Annotated in this window: 16 protein-coding genes; 13 read left to right on the forward strand and 3 right to left on the reverse strand. The window is 50.1% G+C overall.

The features are described 5' to 3' along the window. Positions 1–2: 2 nt before the first annotated feature. Positions 3–923, forward strand: a complete 921-nt coding sequence (locus FDX11_RS23765; RefSeq protein ID WP_008785896.1) for an ROK family protein — start codon at positions 3–5, stop codon at positions 921–923. A 37-nt stretch (positions 924–960) separates the two neighbouring features. Here the strand turns inward: FDX11_RS23765 and agaR are convergent, their stop codons facing one another. Together agaR and FDX11_RS23775 are read right to left on the reverse strand one after the other, a co-directional pair. Then, on the reverse strand, positions 961–1731 hold the full coding sequence (agaR, locus tag FDX11_RS23770) for a transcriptional repressor AgaR (RefSeq protein ID WP_003024920.1): 771 nt from the start codon (positions 1729–1731) through the stop codon (positions 961–963). A 324-nt stretch (positions 1732–2055) separates the two neighbouring features. Beyond that, a complete protein-coding gene (locus FDX11_RS23775) occupies positions 2056–2862 on the reverse strand; it encodes a DeoR family transcriptional regulator (protein WP_003024922.1) in 807 nt (268 codons plus the stop codon). Between the two features lie 249 nt (positions 2863–3111). Between FDX11_RS23775 and kbaZ the strand changes: the two genes are divergently transcribed. The 12 genes from kbaZ (at position 3112) to FDX11_RS23835 (ending at position 13549) form a co-directional block, all read left to right on the forward strand. Then, positions 3112–4407: a tagatose-bisphosphate aldolase subunit KbaZ gene (kbaZ, locus tag FDX11_RS23780; protein ID WP_137398631.1), complete on the forward strand. Its 1296-nt coding sequence runs from the start codon at positions 3112–3114 to the stop codon at positions 4405–4407. Between the two features lie 19 nt (positions 4408–4426). Beyond that, positions 4427–4900 (forward strand): PTS N-acetylgalactosamine transporter subunit IIB, encoded by a 474-nt coding sequence (gene agaV, locus FDX11_RS23785; RefSeq protein ID WP_038634137.1) that lies wholly within the window; start codon positions 4427–4429, stop codon positions 4898–4900. 10 nt (positions 4901–4910) lie between these two features. Beyond that, positions 4911–5690: a PTS N-acetylgalactosamine transporter subunit IIC gene (agaW, locus tag FDX11_RS23790; protein WP_042311217.1), complete on the forward strand. Its 780-nt coding sequence runs from the start codon at positions 4911–4913 to the stop codon at positions 5688–5690. Continuing rightward, the gene (gene agaE / locus FDX11_RS23795) at positions 5680–6558 is read left to right on the forward strand and encodes a PTS N-acetylgalactosamine transporter subunit IID (RefSeq protein ID WP_042311219.1); all 879 of its coding nucleotides are present in this window, start codon (positions 5680–5682) and stop codon (positions 6556–6558) included. The genes agaW and agaE overlap by 11 nt, the downstream gene beginning before the upstream one ends. A gap of 16 nt (positions 6559–6574) precedes the next feature. Then, a complete protein-coding gene (gene agaF, locus FDX11_RS23800; protein ID WP_042311221.1) occupies positions 6575–7009 on the forward strand; it encodes a PTS galactosamine/N-acetylgalactosamine transporter subunit IIA in 435 nt (144 codons plus the stop codon). Continuing rightward, on the forward strand, positions 7006–8139 hold the full coding sequence (gene nagA, locus FDX11_RS23805; protein ID WP_137398632.1) for an N-acetylglucosamine-6-phosphate deacetylase: 1134 nt from the start codon (positions 7006–7008) through the stop codon (positions 8137–8139). The genes agaF and nagA overlap by 4 nt, the downstream gene beginning before the upstream one ends. Positions 8140–8439: 300 nt before the next feature. After that, positions 8440–9594: an AgaS family sugar isomerase gene (locus FDX11_RS23810; RefSeq protein WP_137398633.1), complete on the forward strand. Its 1155-nt coding sequence runs from the start codon at positions 8440–8442 to the stop codon at positions 9592–9594. Between the two features lie 12 nt (positions 9595–9606). Beyond that, positions 9607–10482: a tagatose-bisphosphate aldolase subunit KbaY gene (gene kbaY, locus FDX11_RS23815; RefSeq protein ID WP_042311227.1), complete on the forward strand. Its 876-nt coding sequence runs from the start codon at positions 9607–9609 to the stop codon at positions 10480–10482. Positions 10483–10659: 177 nt separating this feature from the next. After that, positions 10660–11136, forward strand: coding sequence for a PTS galactosamine transporter subunit IIB (gene agaB, locus FDX11_RS23820; protein ID WP_042311230.1), 477 nt, complete (start codon positions 10660–10662; stop codon positions 11134–11136). Between the two features lie 53 nt (positions 11137–11189). Then, positions 11190–11996 (forward strand): PTS galactosamine transporter subunit IIC, encoded by an 807-nt coding sequence (agaC, locus tag FDX11_RS23825; RefSeq protein ID WP_137398634.1) that lies wholly within the window; start codon positions 11190–11192, stop codon positions 11994–11996. Next, positions 11986–12777, forward strand: a complete 792-nt coding sequence (agaD, locus tag FDX11_RS23830) for a PTS galactosamine transporter subunit IID (RefSeq protein ID WP_079225940.1) — start codon at positions 11986–11988, stop codon at positions 12775–12777. The genes agaC and agaD overlap by 11 nt, the downstream gene beginning before the upstream one ends. Before the next feature lie 52 nt (positions 12778–12829). Beyond that, complete coding sequence (locus FDX11_RS23835) at positions 12830–13549, forward strand: galactosamine-6-phosphate isomerase (RefSeq protein WP_042311235.1); 720 nt, start codon at positions 12830–12832, stop codon at positions 13547–13549. A 129-nt stretch (positions 13550–13678) separates the two neighbouring features. Here the strand turns inward: FDX11_RS23835 and rsmI are convergent, their stop codons facing one another. Further along, positions 13679–14542 (reverse strand): 16S rRNA (cytidine(1402)-2'-O)-methyltransferase, encoded by an 864-nt coding sequence (rsmI, locus tag FDX11_RS23840; protein WP_042311238.1) that lies wholly within the window; start codon positions 14540–14542, stop codon positions 13679–13681. Positions 14543–14602 lie beyond the last annotated feature (60 nt).

The raw sequence follows: 14602 nt of genomic DNA on the forward strand, positions 1-14602 counted from the left end.
GCATGTTTTACGGTGTTGATATTGGTGGAACCAAAACTGAAATTGTCGCTTTTGATAAGGAAATGCAGGTTTGCTGGCGTAAGCGCGTCGCCACGCCAGTGCAGGATTATGAACTCTTTCTTTCGACCTTTACTTCACTTATTGATACCGCCGACTGGGCGACTGGAACGCAAGGAAAAATTGGCATCGGCATGCCCGGTCTTATGGACAGACATACCGGAAAATTACTGTCATCTAACGTGCCTTGCCTCACAGGACGCCAGGTGATGAACGATCTGGCCCACCGCCTCAATCGTTCGGTTGAACTGGACAATGACTGCTGCTGTTTTGCACTCTCGGAAGCCCATACCCAGCAGGCTCGCCAGTTCTCCCGAATTTTTGGTGCCATTATTGGCACCGGCATGGGTGGAGGGTTAGTCATTGACGGTCAGTTGTATCGGGGTCGCAACCGAATGGCCAGTGAGTTCGGCCATTTACCGCTTCCGGCAACGTTTATGCGTCGTTATCACTTGCCTGAGTTGAAGTGCGGCTGTGGCTTACAAGGGTGTCTGGAACGCTATCAATCCGGTCCTGGTTTACTGTGGCTCCACAAACACTTCAGTGGAGAACAACTCAAAATGGAGACCCTGCTGGAGCATTATCGTCATGGCAATGCCAGCGCCGTTACTACCATAGAAGCATGGATTGATATGTTGGGTTGTACGCTGGCGCAATTGCAGTTGATTCTGGATGTCGATGCTTTTGTTCTCGGCGGTGGAGTTTCCAACATCGAGGAAATTTATACGTTGCTGCCGCAGGCTATGTCACGTTACTTGTTCCCGGGATTAGAGCCTGCCCGCGTATTCCCGGCCATCCATGGTGCATCCAGCGGGGTTCGCGGTGCCGCATTGCTGCTGGTTGAACAGGGTACGCTGACCCACTAAAACACTGCTGGCGAGAAAATCTCGCCAGCAATTTCAGTTATTCATCCGCAATCACCACATCCACCCCAAGCTGGATTAACGTCCTGTGATAATTTTCAGGGATACCGCTGTCGGTAATCACCCGGTCAATCCCGCTGATTTCGCTAATCATACAGAAACTTTTGCGGCCAAACTTGCTGGAGTCAGCGACTACCGTGACCTCCTGTGCAACCTCACACATTACCTGATTCAGATGCGCTTCTCCCGGATGTGGCGTGGTTATCCCTGCTTCCAGGCAGAATCCATCAACGCCCAAAAAAAGCTTATCAAACCGGTATTGTCTGAGCTGGTGTTCTGCTGAAGGGCCATACAATGAATAGACGCTTTGCCTGACGTTCCCTCCCAGGATCATGACGTCTACGCGCTCAAAATTCGCCAGCTCCCACGCAATGTTGAGCGCATTGGTCATCACCACCAGATCGCGGCGATTCTTTAACATTGGAGGAATGAGCGTGGTGGTCGAACCGGAATCGAGGATTAACGTGTCACCATCTTTCACAAAGCTGGCTGCTTTTTCGGCAATACGCGTTTTCACATCGCGATTCAGCCGGTCCTTATCCTGCAAAGGTCGGTCAAGGGCAAAGTGCTGATTGAGAACCGCCCCGCCGTAGGAGCGCATGACGCATCCTTTCTGCTCCAGATAACGTAAGTCGTTGCGGATCGTGACCGATGACACACCAAAATGGACGCTCAGTGGCTCGACACGAACGCTACCCTGATCGCACAGCAGATCAATTATTTGCTCGCGACGTCTTAAGTTATCCAGCATTTCTATTGCTCCATCAAATATTCATGTTGTTTTTTTTTAGCGCTTTAGCACTTTCGTTTTCTTTTGAATATATTACATCAGAAGCAATAAGGTGAATTTGTGCGCACAGACTCAGCGTTTAATTTAACCAAAACTGACTATTTTCTTTCGTTTTAGCAAACCGAAACGAAGAAAACCGAAAAAATGAAAAGACTCAAAACGGGTAAGATGCGAGAAAGAGACGGGAAGCATGCAAAAAAACGAAAGCGAGCTACTAAAAAAGCTCGCTTATGGTTTGTTTTTGTTTAATTGAATGGGATCACATTTTTGAATTTTAGAGCGGGACTACTCAACAATGATCACTTCAACACCGCTGCGGCGTAGTTCCTGCAAACTCTCCTCTGGGATACCTTCATCAACAATGATGGTATGGATCCTCTGAGTATCAATGATCTTATGCAGGCTGGAGCGGTTAAACTTCGTCGAGTCGGTAACAACAATAATACGTTCAGCCACTTCACACATCCGACGGTTGAGACGCGCTTCATCTTCGTTGTGCGTGCTAACACCACGCTCTAAATCAATAGCATCAACGCCAAGAAACAGCATGTCGAAGTGATAATTTTGGAGCGATTGCTCTGCCTGATCGCCATAAAAAGATTGTGACTGACGACGCAAATGACCGCCGGTCATCAGCAGCTCAACCCCTTCTGCTTCCAGTAACGCATTGGCGACATTCATACCGTTGGTCATAGCAATGACATTGGTATGCTGGCGCATCAGACGGGCAATTTCATAGGTCGTGGTACCGGAGTCAAGGATCACGCGGTGTCCCGGTTGAATCAGCTCTGCGGCGGCTCTGGCAATACTGCGTTTTACTGCCGTATTAAGTGAACTCTTATCTTCAACAGAAGGCTCCACAACAGGCGCATTGCTTTCGCAAATCAGCGCCCCGCCATAGGCACGTACCGCAATCCCCTGCTTTTCCAGAAAAGCGAGGTCGTTGCGAATAGTGACCGTGGAGACGCCAAAAAATAAGGAGAGATCGTTAACCTGAACGCTTCCCTGCTGCCGTAACCGCTGGATGATCTGCTCACGTCTTTCGCTGGTGCCAATAACGCGCTTGTCTGCAGAGGACTCGGTGTTACTCATAAGAAATCCTTTAGTTGAACCTTTCGTTTTATTTCGTTTTATCTATTAACGCCTTTCTTTTACGCGAATGCAAGCCCCGCAAGCAGGGAAGAGCCGGACGAACTTACGCTGAAACCTTTCATTGCGTTTCTTTTGTGAAACAGATCGGAAAACTATTATCTTTCGTTTTATTTTTATAACACCATAATGCAGTATTAAATGAAACAAAACGAAAGATTGATGTCGCAGTAATCTGACCTGGAGAGGAAAGTGAAACATCTAACTAAAATGGTCGAGCAGCATAAACGGGGGAAGGCAAACGGGATTTATGCCGTTTGTTCCGCGCATCCAATCGTACTGGAAGCCGCAATACGCTACGCCCATGCCAATCATACACCGCTGTTGATCGAAGCAACCTCTAATCAGGTTGACCAGTTTGGCGGCTATACAGGTATGACGCCAGCCGATTTTCGCAGTTTTGTCTGCCGATTAGCCGACTCGCTTGATTTTTCTCAGGATATGCTGATTCTCGGCGGAGACCATCTCGGGCCAAACCGTTGGCAAAATCTGCCTGCGGAACAGGCAATGGCCAATGCTGACGATCTGATCAAGAGCTATGTCGCCGCAGGCTTTAAAAAAATCCACCTCGATTGCAGCATGTCTTGTGCCAACGACCCGGTTCCACTGACGGATGAAATCGTCGCTGAGCGCGCCGCACGCCTGGCCAAAGTCGCCGAAGAAACCTGTATGGCACATTTTGGCGAGTCTGACCTGGTCTATGTGATTGGCACAGAAGTTCCGGTTCCTGGTGGCGCACACGAAGCGTTAACCGAACTGGCGGTAACAACGCCGGATGCGGCACGCGCAACGCTGCAGGCCCACTATCACGCCTTTGAAAAGCGCGGGCTGGAAGGTATATGGGCACGTATTATCGCCCTGGTCGTGCAACCTGGCGTTGAATTCGACCACACGCACATCATTGATTATCAACCGCAGAAAGCCGTGGCACTCAGCAAAATGGTGGAAGACTACGACACGCTGGTTTTTGAAGCGCATTCTACCGATTACCAAACGCCTCAGTCCTTGCGCCAGTTGGTTAAAGATCATTTCGCGATCCTGAAAGTCGGCCCGGCGCTGACCTTTGCCCTGCGCGAAGCGTTATTTTCATTAGCCGCTATTGAAGAGGAATTGCTGCCCGCAAAAGCCAGCTCAGGCCTGCGACATGTCCTGGAAAGCGTGATGCTTGATCGACCGGAGTACTGGCAGAGCCACTATCACGGCGATGGCAATGCGCGCCGTTTGGCCCGCGGATATAGCTACTCAGATCGGGTTCGTTACTACTGGCCGGACAGCCAGATTGATGAGGCATTCGAACGTCTGGTGCGTAACTTGGCCGACGAACCGATCCCGTTACCGCTGATTAGCCAGTATCTACCCTTGCAGTACGTAAAAGTGCGCGAGGGAGATCTCAGCGCGACACCGCGAGAACTCATCATTAACCATATTCAGGACATACTGCAGCAATATCACTGCGCCAGCCTGGGTGATTCATCCCATAACGCATAACAAGAAAGAGAAAAATACCATGCCAAACATTGTATTAAGTCGCATTGACGAACGTTTAATTCACGGTCAGGTCGGTGTGCAATGGGTCGGATTTGCGGGGGCAAATCTGGTGCTGGTCGCCAATGATGAGGTGGCTGAAGATCCGGTGCAGCAAAACCTGATGGAAATGGTTCTGGCGGAAGGGATTGCCGTGCGCTTCTGGTCACTACAAAAAGTAATCGACAATATTCACCGTGCCGCCGATCGCCAGAAAATTTTGCTGGTCTGCAAATCGCCTGCGGATTTCTACCGTCTGGTCGAAGGCGGTGTTCCTGTTAATCGTATCAACGTTGGCAACATGCACTATGCCAACGGCAAGCAGCAAATCGCCAAAACGGTTTCTGTAGACGCTGCCGATATAGCGGCGTTCAACGGGTTGAAAGCCGCTGGGGTGGAATGCTTCGTTCAGGGCGTTCCAACAGAACCCGCCCAGGACCTCTATAAACTTCTCTGAGGGATTCACAATGGAAATCAGTCTGTTGCAGGCTTTTGCGTTGGGTATTCTCGCCTTTATTGCAGGCCTGGATATGTTCAACGGGTTAACGCACATGCACCGCCCGGTTGTTCTCGGGCCGCTGGTCGGCCTGATTCTGGGCGATCTGCATACCGGTATTTTAACCGGGGGTACGCTGGAACTGGTGTGGATGGGCCTGGCTCCGCTGGCGGGAGCACAGCCGCCAAACGTCATCATCGGCACCATCGTAGGAACAACTTTCGCCATCACCACTGGCGTAAAACCGGAAGTAGCTGTCGGTGTCGCTGTACCGTTCGCGGTAGCGGTACAAATGGGCATTACCTTCCTCTTCTCCGTGATGTCCGGGGTGATGGCTCGCTGCGATCGCATGGCGGCGAATGCCGATACAGACGGAATTGAGCGGGTCAACTATCTGGCGTTACTGGCGCTGGGGACGTTCTACTTCTTATGCGCTTTCCTGCCGATTTACTTTGGTGCGGAACATGCCAAAACAGCTATAGATGTTCTGCCGACCCGCCTAATTGACGGCCTCGGCGTGGCAGGCGGCATCATGCCAGCTATCGGTTTCGCCGTACTGCTGAAAATCATGATGAAAAACGTCTACATCCCTTACTTCATCCTGGGTTTTGTCGCCGCCGCCTGGCTCAAACTCCCTGTGCTGGCAATCGCCGCAGCAGCACTGGCCATGGCACTGATCGATTTTCTGCGTAAATCACCTGAAACTACAGCTCCCGCAGCACAAAAAGAGGAATTCGAAGATGGCATCTAATCAAACGGCTCTGCCGAACATTTCCGAAACCGAAGAAACGCTGCTGTCCGGCACGAATGAAAACGTCTACGAAGACCAGAATATCGGTGCCGAGCTGACGAAAAAAGATATCAACCGTGTTGCCTGGCGTTCCATGTTGTTACAGGCCTCTTTCAACTATGAACGTATGCAGGCATCAGGATGGTTGTACGGCCTGTTACCTGCACTGAAAAAGATCCATACCAACAAGCGAGATCTGGCACGTTCAATGAAAGGCCATATGGGCTTCTTCAACACGCACCCGTTCCTGGTTACGTTTGTTATCGGGATTATCCTGGCGATGGAACGCTCCAAGCAGGATGTGAACAGTATTCAAAGCACCAAGATTGCCGTCGGTGCGCCGCTTGGCGGTATCGGTGACGCCATGTTCTGGTTAACGTTATTGCCTATTTGCGGTGGTATCGGGGCAAGTCTGGCGCTGCAAGGTTCTATTCTTGGCGCTGTAGTCTTTATTGTGATGTTTAACGTGGTTCATCTTGGTCTGCGCTTTGGGCTGGCACACTATGCTTACCGAATGGGCGTTGCAGCTATCCCACTGATTAAAGCTAACACTAAAAAGGTTGGTCATGCGGCATCTATCGTTGGGATGACGGTGATCGGCGCGCTGGTAGCGACCTATGTTCGCCTGAGCACCACGCTGGAAATTACTGCTGGCGATGCGGTTGTGAAACTACAGACAGACGTTATAGACAAGCTGATGCCTGCATTTTTGCCGCTGGTCTACACATTGACCATGTTCTGGCTGGTTCGTCGTGGCTGGAGCCCTCTGCGCCTTATCGCTATTACCGTAGTACTCGGCGTTGTGGGTAAGTTCTGTCACTTCCTGTAAATATAAGGGGTTGTAGATGTTAGGTATTATTTTGACGGGTCATGGCGGGTTTGCCAGCGGAATGGAAAAAGCGATGAAACAGATTTTAGGTGAACAGACTCAGTTCATCGCCATCGACTTTCCGGAAACCTCAACAACAGCCTTACTCACCTCGCAACTAGAACAGGCAGTGAGTGAGCTGGATGCTCAGCAAGACATCGTGTTTCTGACAGACCTGTTGGGCGGGACGCCATTTCGCGTCGCTTCCACGCTAGCCATGCAAAGGCAAGGTACTGAAGTGATCACTGGCACCAATCTGCAACTGCTGCTGGAAATGGTACTGGAGCGCGACGACCTGAGCAGCGAAGCATTTCGTTTGCAGGCGCTGGAATGCGGACATCGGGGTTTGACCAGCCTGGTGGACGAGCTGGGACGCTGCCGCGAGGAAAAACCCGTCGAGGAAGGGATATGACACAGGTGCTACGCGCCAAGCGTCTGCTCACGGAACAAGGCTGGCTGGACGATCATCAGGTGCGTATTGAGGATGGCACCATTACAGCCATTGAGCCTATCGTCTCAGGCGTGATGGTGCGCGATGCTGAGCTGTTGTGCCCTGCATATATCGATACCCATGTGCACGGAGGCGCAGGTGTCGATGTCATGGATGATGCGCCGGATACGCTCGATAAGCTGGCAATACACAAAGCGCGTGAAGGGGTAGCCAGTTGGCTACCCACCACCGTCACCGCCCCATTACCAGATATTCACCGGGCGTTGAAACGTATTGCCCATCGCTACCATTCCGGCGGGTCCGGCGCGCAGGTACTGGGTAGTTATCTTGAAGGTCCGTACTTTACGCCGCAGAACAAAGGGGCGCATCCGCCTGAGCTCTTCAGGGAACTGGAGCTCAGGGAGCTGGATGAACTGATTGCGATTTCCCAACAAACATTGCGCGTCGTTGCGCTGGCGCCAGAAAAAACCGGCGCATTGCAGGCTATCAAACATCTGAAGCAGCGCAACGTACGGGTGATGCTGGGCCACAGCGCAGCCACCTGGGAGCAAACCCGCGCCGCCTTTGATGTCGGGGCTGATGGACTGGTTCACTGCTATAACGGTATGACCGGTTTACACCACCGGGAGCCCGGAATGGTTGGTGCAGGGTTAACCGACTCTCGCGCCTGGCTGGAGCTTATCGCTGACGGACACCATGTCCACCCGGCGGCCATGAAGCTGTGCTGCTGTTGCGCGAAAGACAGACTGGTGCTGATCACCGATGCGATGCAGGCAGCTGGTATGCCGGACGGGCGCTATACGCTCTGCGGTGAGGAAGTGGAAATGCGCAGCGGTATTGTGCGTACCGCTTCCGGTGGCCTGGCGGGCAGCACGCTCTCGGTTGATGCAGCCGTACGTAATATGGTCGAGTTCACCGGGATCACCGCTGAAGAGGCGATCCACATGGCTTCGCTCCATCCCGCTCGCCTGTTGGGAATCGATCGCCAACGCGGATCGTTAGCGGTGGGCAAATATGCCGACATTATCGCCCTCAATAGCAGCCTGCATTTGCAGCAGATCTGGATTCAGGGTCAGTCTCTCCCCCTTTAGACCTTTCATTTTGTCTCGTATTGGCCTGCGGTCTTTGATCGCCGGGCCTTTCTTTTCCTTTCGCTTATAAAATTTTGATTCGCACTATCTGCAAGCGATTCTTTAAATATCAACAAGATGATTACAGCCTTAGTTCTCACGATCACAAATTTCGTTTTATTTCATTTTACATCATTGCTCTTTCACTTTCTTTCATATAGATTTTAATCAATCGATCATATGAACAAGTGAAACGAAACGAAAGATAGCGACATTTTGCCAGCGTCTTATGTGGAATTTACGAGACTAAGGACTTAAGTTATGCCAGAAACCTACACCCCTGCTCACGCGTCGACGGGCACCTGGACAGAAGAAGAGATCCGTCAACAACCTGCCAGTTGGATCCGTTCCCTTACGAATATCGACAACATTCGATCTGCCATTGACAGCTTTCTCGCGCCATTACTGCGCAAAAACGATCTGCGGATCGTACTGACCGGGGCGGGTACTTCCGCATTTATCGGCGACATTATTGCTCCGTGGCTGGCAAGCCAAACCGGAAAAAACATCAGCGCCGTGCCGACCACCGATTTGGTCACCAATCCGATGGATTATCTGAATCCAGCACATCCGTTGCTGCTGGTTTCTTTCGCTCGCTCAGGTAACAGCCCCGAAAGCGTTGCGGCTGTGGAACTGGCTAATCAGTTTGTACCTGAGTGCTATCACCTGCCAATTACCTGTAACGAAGCAGGTAGCCTGTATCAAAACGCCGTCGCAAGCGACAATGCCTTTGCACTGTTAATGCCTGCTGAAACGCACGACCGTGGCTTCGCCATGACCAGCAGTATTACTACCATGATGGCCAGTTGCCTGGCGGTATTCGCCCCGCAAAAAATCAACAGCCAGACCTTCCGCGACGTGGCCGATCGTTGCCAGACGATCCTGACTTCACTGGGTGATTTCAGCGACGGCGTGTTCGGCAACGCGCCATGGAAACGGATCGTCTACCTCGGTAGCGGTGGGCTACAGGGAGCCGCGCGTGAATCGGCACTGAAAGTCCTGGAACTGACAGCGGGTAAACTGGCGGCATTCTATGACTCACCGACCGGTTTTCGTCATGGGCCAAAATCGCTGGTTGATAACGAAACGCTGGTAGTGGTCTTTGTTTCCAGCCACCCCTATACACGCCAATACGATCTTGATCTGTTAGCTGAGTTACGCCGCGATCGGCAGGCGCTGCGGGTAGTCGCGATTGCCGCACAAACCGATGACGTGATTGAAGCCGGCCCGCATATCCTGCTGCCGCCTGCCCGCAGCTTCATTGATATGGAACTGGCGTTCTGCTTCCTGATGTATGCGCAGGTCTTCGCCCTGACACAGTCAATCAGTACCGGTAATACGCCAGATACGCCTTCTGCCAGCGGTACCGTGAACCGCGTCGTACAGGGCGTTGTTATTCATCCCTGGAACGCCTAAAAGGATCGTTTTATGAGCATTATTTCTACAAAATACCTCCTGCAGGATGCGCAAAAAAAAGGCTATGCCGTACCGGCCTTTAACATCCATAACGCCGAAACGATCCAGGCGATCCTGGAAGTGTGCTATGAAATGCAATCGCCGGTGATCCTTGCCGGAACGCCGGGTACGTTTAAACATATCGCGCTGGAAGAGATCTACGCGCTGTGCAGCGCTTATTCCACCAGCTACGGTATACCGCTTGCGCTGCACCTCGATCACCATGAATCACTGGACGATATCCGTCGCAAGGTAAATGCCGGGGTGCGCAGCGCCATGATTGATGGCAGCCACTTTCCGTTTGAAGAAAATGTGAAACTGGTGAAATCCGTTGTGGACTTTTGCCATGCCAAAGATTGCAGCGTGGAAGCTGAGCTGGGCCGCCTCGGCGGCGTTGAAGATGATATGAGCGTGGATGCCGAAAGCGCCTTCCTGACCGACCCGCAGGAAGCGAAACGGTTTGTCGAACGTACCGGCGTCGACAGCCTGGCTGTTGCCATCGGCACAGCACACGGTTTGTACACTAAAACACCCAAAATCGATTTCCAGCGTTTAGGGGAAATTCGTGAAGTGGTGGATATTCCGCTGGTGCTGCATGGTGCAAGCGATGTTCCTGACGACTACGTCCGCCGCACAATCGAGCTGGGAATATGCAAAGTTAACGTGGCCACCGAACTGAAAATCGCCTTTGCCGACGCGGTCAAAGCATGGTTTGCAGAAAATCCGCAGGGCAACGATCCTCGCTATTACATGCGGGTCGGTATGGATGCAATGAAAGAAGTGGTGCGGAGTAAAATTAACGTCTGTGGTTCAGCAAACAAATTGATGGCTACCTGCGAATTATCGTGACCATTATTATATTCTGCGCGAGTGCTATCTGCGTGATGTCAGGTAGCGCTCATCTTCCGAATATTAAGGATATATATTCTTTAAGTTCTGCTGAATGAATTAATATTTTTTATACTGCAACAATAATATATTCCAATAATCAATGTTATTCAATGTTTTTATGGTGAGGATTCAAATATGAGTAGTCCAAATATTCTATTAAGCCGTATTGATAACCGATTAGTACATGGGCAGGTTGGCGTTACATGGACATCAACAATTGGTGCTAACTTGTTAGTCGTTGTTGATGATGACGTTGCTCAGGATGAGATTCAGCAGAAATTAATGGGTATCACTGCCGAAACCTACGGTTTTGGCATTCGTTTTTTTTCCATAGATAAAACCATAAACGTTATCGGTAAAGCCGCGCCACATCAGAAAATTTTTCTTATTTGTCGGACGCCACAAACGGTAAGAAGATTGCTTGAAGGCGGTATTAAGCTGAACGATGTCAACGTAGGCAATATGCATTTTTCTGAAGGCAAAAAACAGATCAGCAGCAAAGTTTATGTTAACGGACAAGATCTTGATGACCTTCAATTTATAAAGAAACAGGGTGTTAATATCTTTATTCAGGATGTCCCTGGCGATCAAAAAGAACAGATCCCTGATTAAAAGGCAAACAACTTTTTCATAATAAAAGGATTTATTTACTTGGGGTGATCTATATGCATGAAATAACTCTTATTCAGGGTTTATCCCTGGCTGCATTAGTCTTCTTTCTGGGAATCGACTTTTGGCTGGAAGCCTTGTTTTTATTCAGACCAATTATCGTATGTACTTTGACCGGCGCTATCTTGGGTGATATTCACATTGGCCTGATTACGGGAGGTTTGACCGAGTTGGCTTTTGCCGGTCTGACCCCCGCAGGAGGTGTGCAGCCTCCCAATCCAATCATGGCTGGTTTAATGACCACGGTTATCGCATGGTCTACCGGCGTGGATGCCAAAACGGCCATCGGTCTTGGTTTGCCCTTCAGCCTTCTGATGCAATACGTAATATTGTTCTTTTACTCAGCCTTCTCATTGTTCATGGCAAAAGCCGATAATTGTGCGAAAGAAGCAAACACAAGCGCATTTACGCGTCTGAACTGGTTAACAACACTGATTGTTGCTTTTTCATACGCCATCATCGCCTTCTTGTGTACATATCTGGCCCAGGGCGCTATGCAGTCACTGGTAAAAGCCATGCCCGCCTGGTTAACACATGGATTTGAAGTGGCTGGTGGCATTTTGCCCGCGGTCGGTTTTGGTTTGTTACTCCGCGTGATGTTCAAAGCACAGTACATTCCTTACCTGATTGCTGGCTTCCTCTTTGTTTGCTACATCCAGGTTAACAACCTTCTGCCAGTCGCAGTGTTGGGCGCAGGTTTCGCCGTATATGAGTTTTTCAATACGAAAGCCAAACAGCAGGCTCAACCTCAGCCTGTCGCCAATAAAAACAATGAAGAAGAGGACTATAGCAATGGGATCTGAAATCAGTAAAAAAGACATTACTCGTCTGGGCTTTCGCTCGTCGCTTCTTCAGGCCAGCTTTAACTATGAAAGAATGCAGGCAGGTGGTTTTACCTGGGCTATGCTCCCGGTGCTGAAAAAAATCTATAAAGATGATAAAGCCGGTCTAAGCGCGGCGATGAAAGATCATTTAGAATTTATCAATACCCACCCTAACCTGGTCGGTTTTCTGATGGGATTGTTAATCTCCATGGAAGAAAAGGGGGAAAACCGAGACACCATCAAAGGCTTGAAAGTGGCGTTGTTCGGACCTATCGCCGGGATCGGTGATGCCATTTTCTGGTTCACCTTACTGCCTATTATGGCAGGGATCTGCTCCTCTTTTGCTAGCCAAGGAAACATACTGGGGCCAATTTTATTTTTCGCCGTTTATTTGATGATCTTTTTCCTGCGCGTTGGCTGGACGCATGTCGGTTATTCAGTAGGAGTTAAGGCTATCGATAAAGTACGAGAAAATTCGCAGATGATCGCCCGCTCAGCAACGATCCTCGGGATCACTGTTATTGGCGGACTTATCGCGTCCTATGTACACATTAATGTTGTAACTTCTTTTGCAATTGACAGTACCCACAGCGTGGCCTTACAGCAGGATTTTTTCGATAAAGTATTCCCGAATATTTTACCGATGGGTTACACGTTGCTGATGTACTACATGTTACGGGTGAAAAAAGCACACCCGGTATTGTTAATCGGCGTAACGTTTGTACTGTCTATTATCTCGTCAGCACTTGGCATTCTTTAATCGAAAGGAGGATGAAGCAGCCTGCAACATCCTCCTGCAAAAGGACTCGAAAATGCAATATACCCAGTACTGCGATAATTATGACGTCTTAAGCGATCGCGCCAGCGAACAGCTAATTACGTTGATACAGAATAAACCTGACGCAACCATCTGTCTGGCAACAGGGGGCACACCGCTTCTCACCTATCGCTACTTTGTTGAAAAAATTAACCAACGTAAGATCGATATTGAGCGGGTGGTTTTCGTTAAACTGGACGAGTGGGTCGGTATTCCGCTGAACTCACCCGCAACGTGTGAATCTTTCCTGCAACAACACATCGCTCAACCACTAGGGTTACGAGCAGAACAGTTGGTTGGTTTTCAATCTGAAAATGTTAGCGAGCAGGAGTGCGAACGCATCACAGAGATTATTGCCAGCCGGGGCGGCCTCGATTTATGCCTGCTAGGAATAGGCAAAAATGGCCATTTGGGGTTGAATGAGCCCGCAGAGATCCTGGAACCATTTTGCCATATCAGCATACTTGAAGAAAAAACGCGCCATCACGACATGTTAAAAACGGCTGCTAATCGTGTGACCCACGGTATTACGTTGGGGTTGAAGGACATCCTGAACGCAAAAGAGATCTTGCTGCTGATAGCAGGCGAAGGGAAGCACGACGCGGTAGAAAAATACCTGGCCGCCACCGTTACAACGACTATGCCTGCTTCATTTTTATGGCTGCATCGCAATGTGAGTTGCCTGATTGACGGCTCACAATACTCTGATAAATAAAATTTACAGCAAGCGCCACATTCTCCTTTTTGTCGCGCCACTGCGTTGCAGTTTGCCTTTTAGCTGCAACGCTTTCATCGAGTTCTTCCGACATTTCTTCCGACAAGCAGACGTTTAATCTCAGTCTTTTTACTCCCCCTGCTGGTCCAGCGCGTATTTATACAGCGCATTCTTTTTCACGCCGTGAATTTCCGCTGCCAGCGCCGCCGCTTTCTTCAGCGGCAGCTCTTTTTGTAACAACGCCAGCGTACGCAGCGCATCAGCCGGGAGGTCATCTTCTTGCGCTTTATGCCCTTCGACAATCAGCACCATTTCGCCCTTACGACGGTTTTCATCTTCCTTGACCCACGCCAGCAGTTCGCCGACCGGCGCGCCGTGAATGGTTTCCCAGGTTTTGGTCAGTTCGCGTGCCAGCACCACATAACGGGATTCTCCCCAGACGGCGACCATATCTTCCAGGCTATCCAGTAAACGGTGGGTGGATTCATAAAAAATAAGCGTACGCGGTTCTGCTTCAATGGCTTTCATCACATCGCGGCGGCCTTTTGATTTCGCAGGCAGGAAACCTTCGTAGCAAAAACGGTCAGACGGCAGACCAGCAGCACTCAGCGCGGCAATCGCCGCGCACGGGCCAGGCAGCGGTACCACGCGGATGCCTGCTTCGCGACAGGTGCGCACCAGGTGGTAGCCTGGGTCGTTAATCAGCGGCGTTCCGGCATCGGAAACCAACGCGATGTTTTGCCCCTCTTTAAGCTTTGCCACCAGCGTCTCGGCTTTTTGTTGCTCATTGTGATCGTGTAAGGCAAACAAACGGGCGTTAATCGCGAAATGTTGTAACAATAATCCGGTATGACGAGTGTCTTCAGCGGCAATTAAATCAACGGCTTGTAAAACTTCGAGCGCTCGTTGGGTAATATCAGCCAAATTTCCGATAGGAGTAGGTACAATAAAGAGTTGGCCTTGAGAATTATCCGCCGATTCGTGTTGTTTCATTGTGTCGTCCGTATTGCCGATTTAATATTGAGCATTGCGTAAAAAAAATATCACTGGATA

The organism is Citrobacter sp. wls714, from assembly GCF_005281025.1.
In the GTDB taxonomy this organism is placed as follows: domain Bacteria; phylum Pseudomonadota; class Gammaproteobacteria; order Enterobacterales; family Enterobacteriaceae; genus Citrobacter; species Citrobacter werkmanii.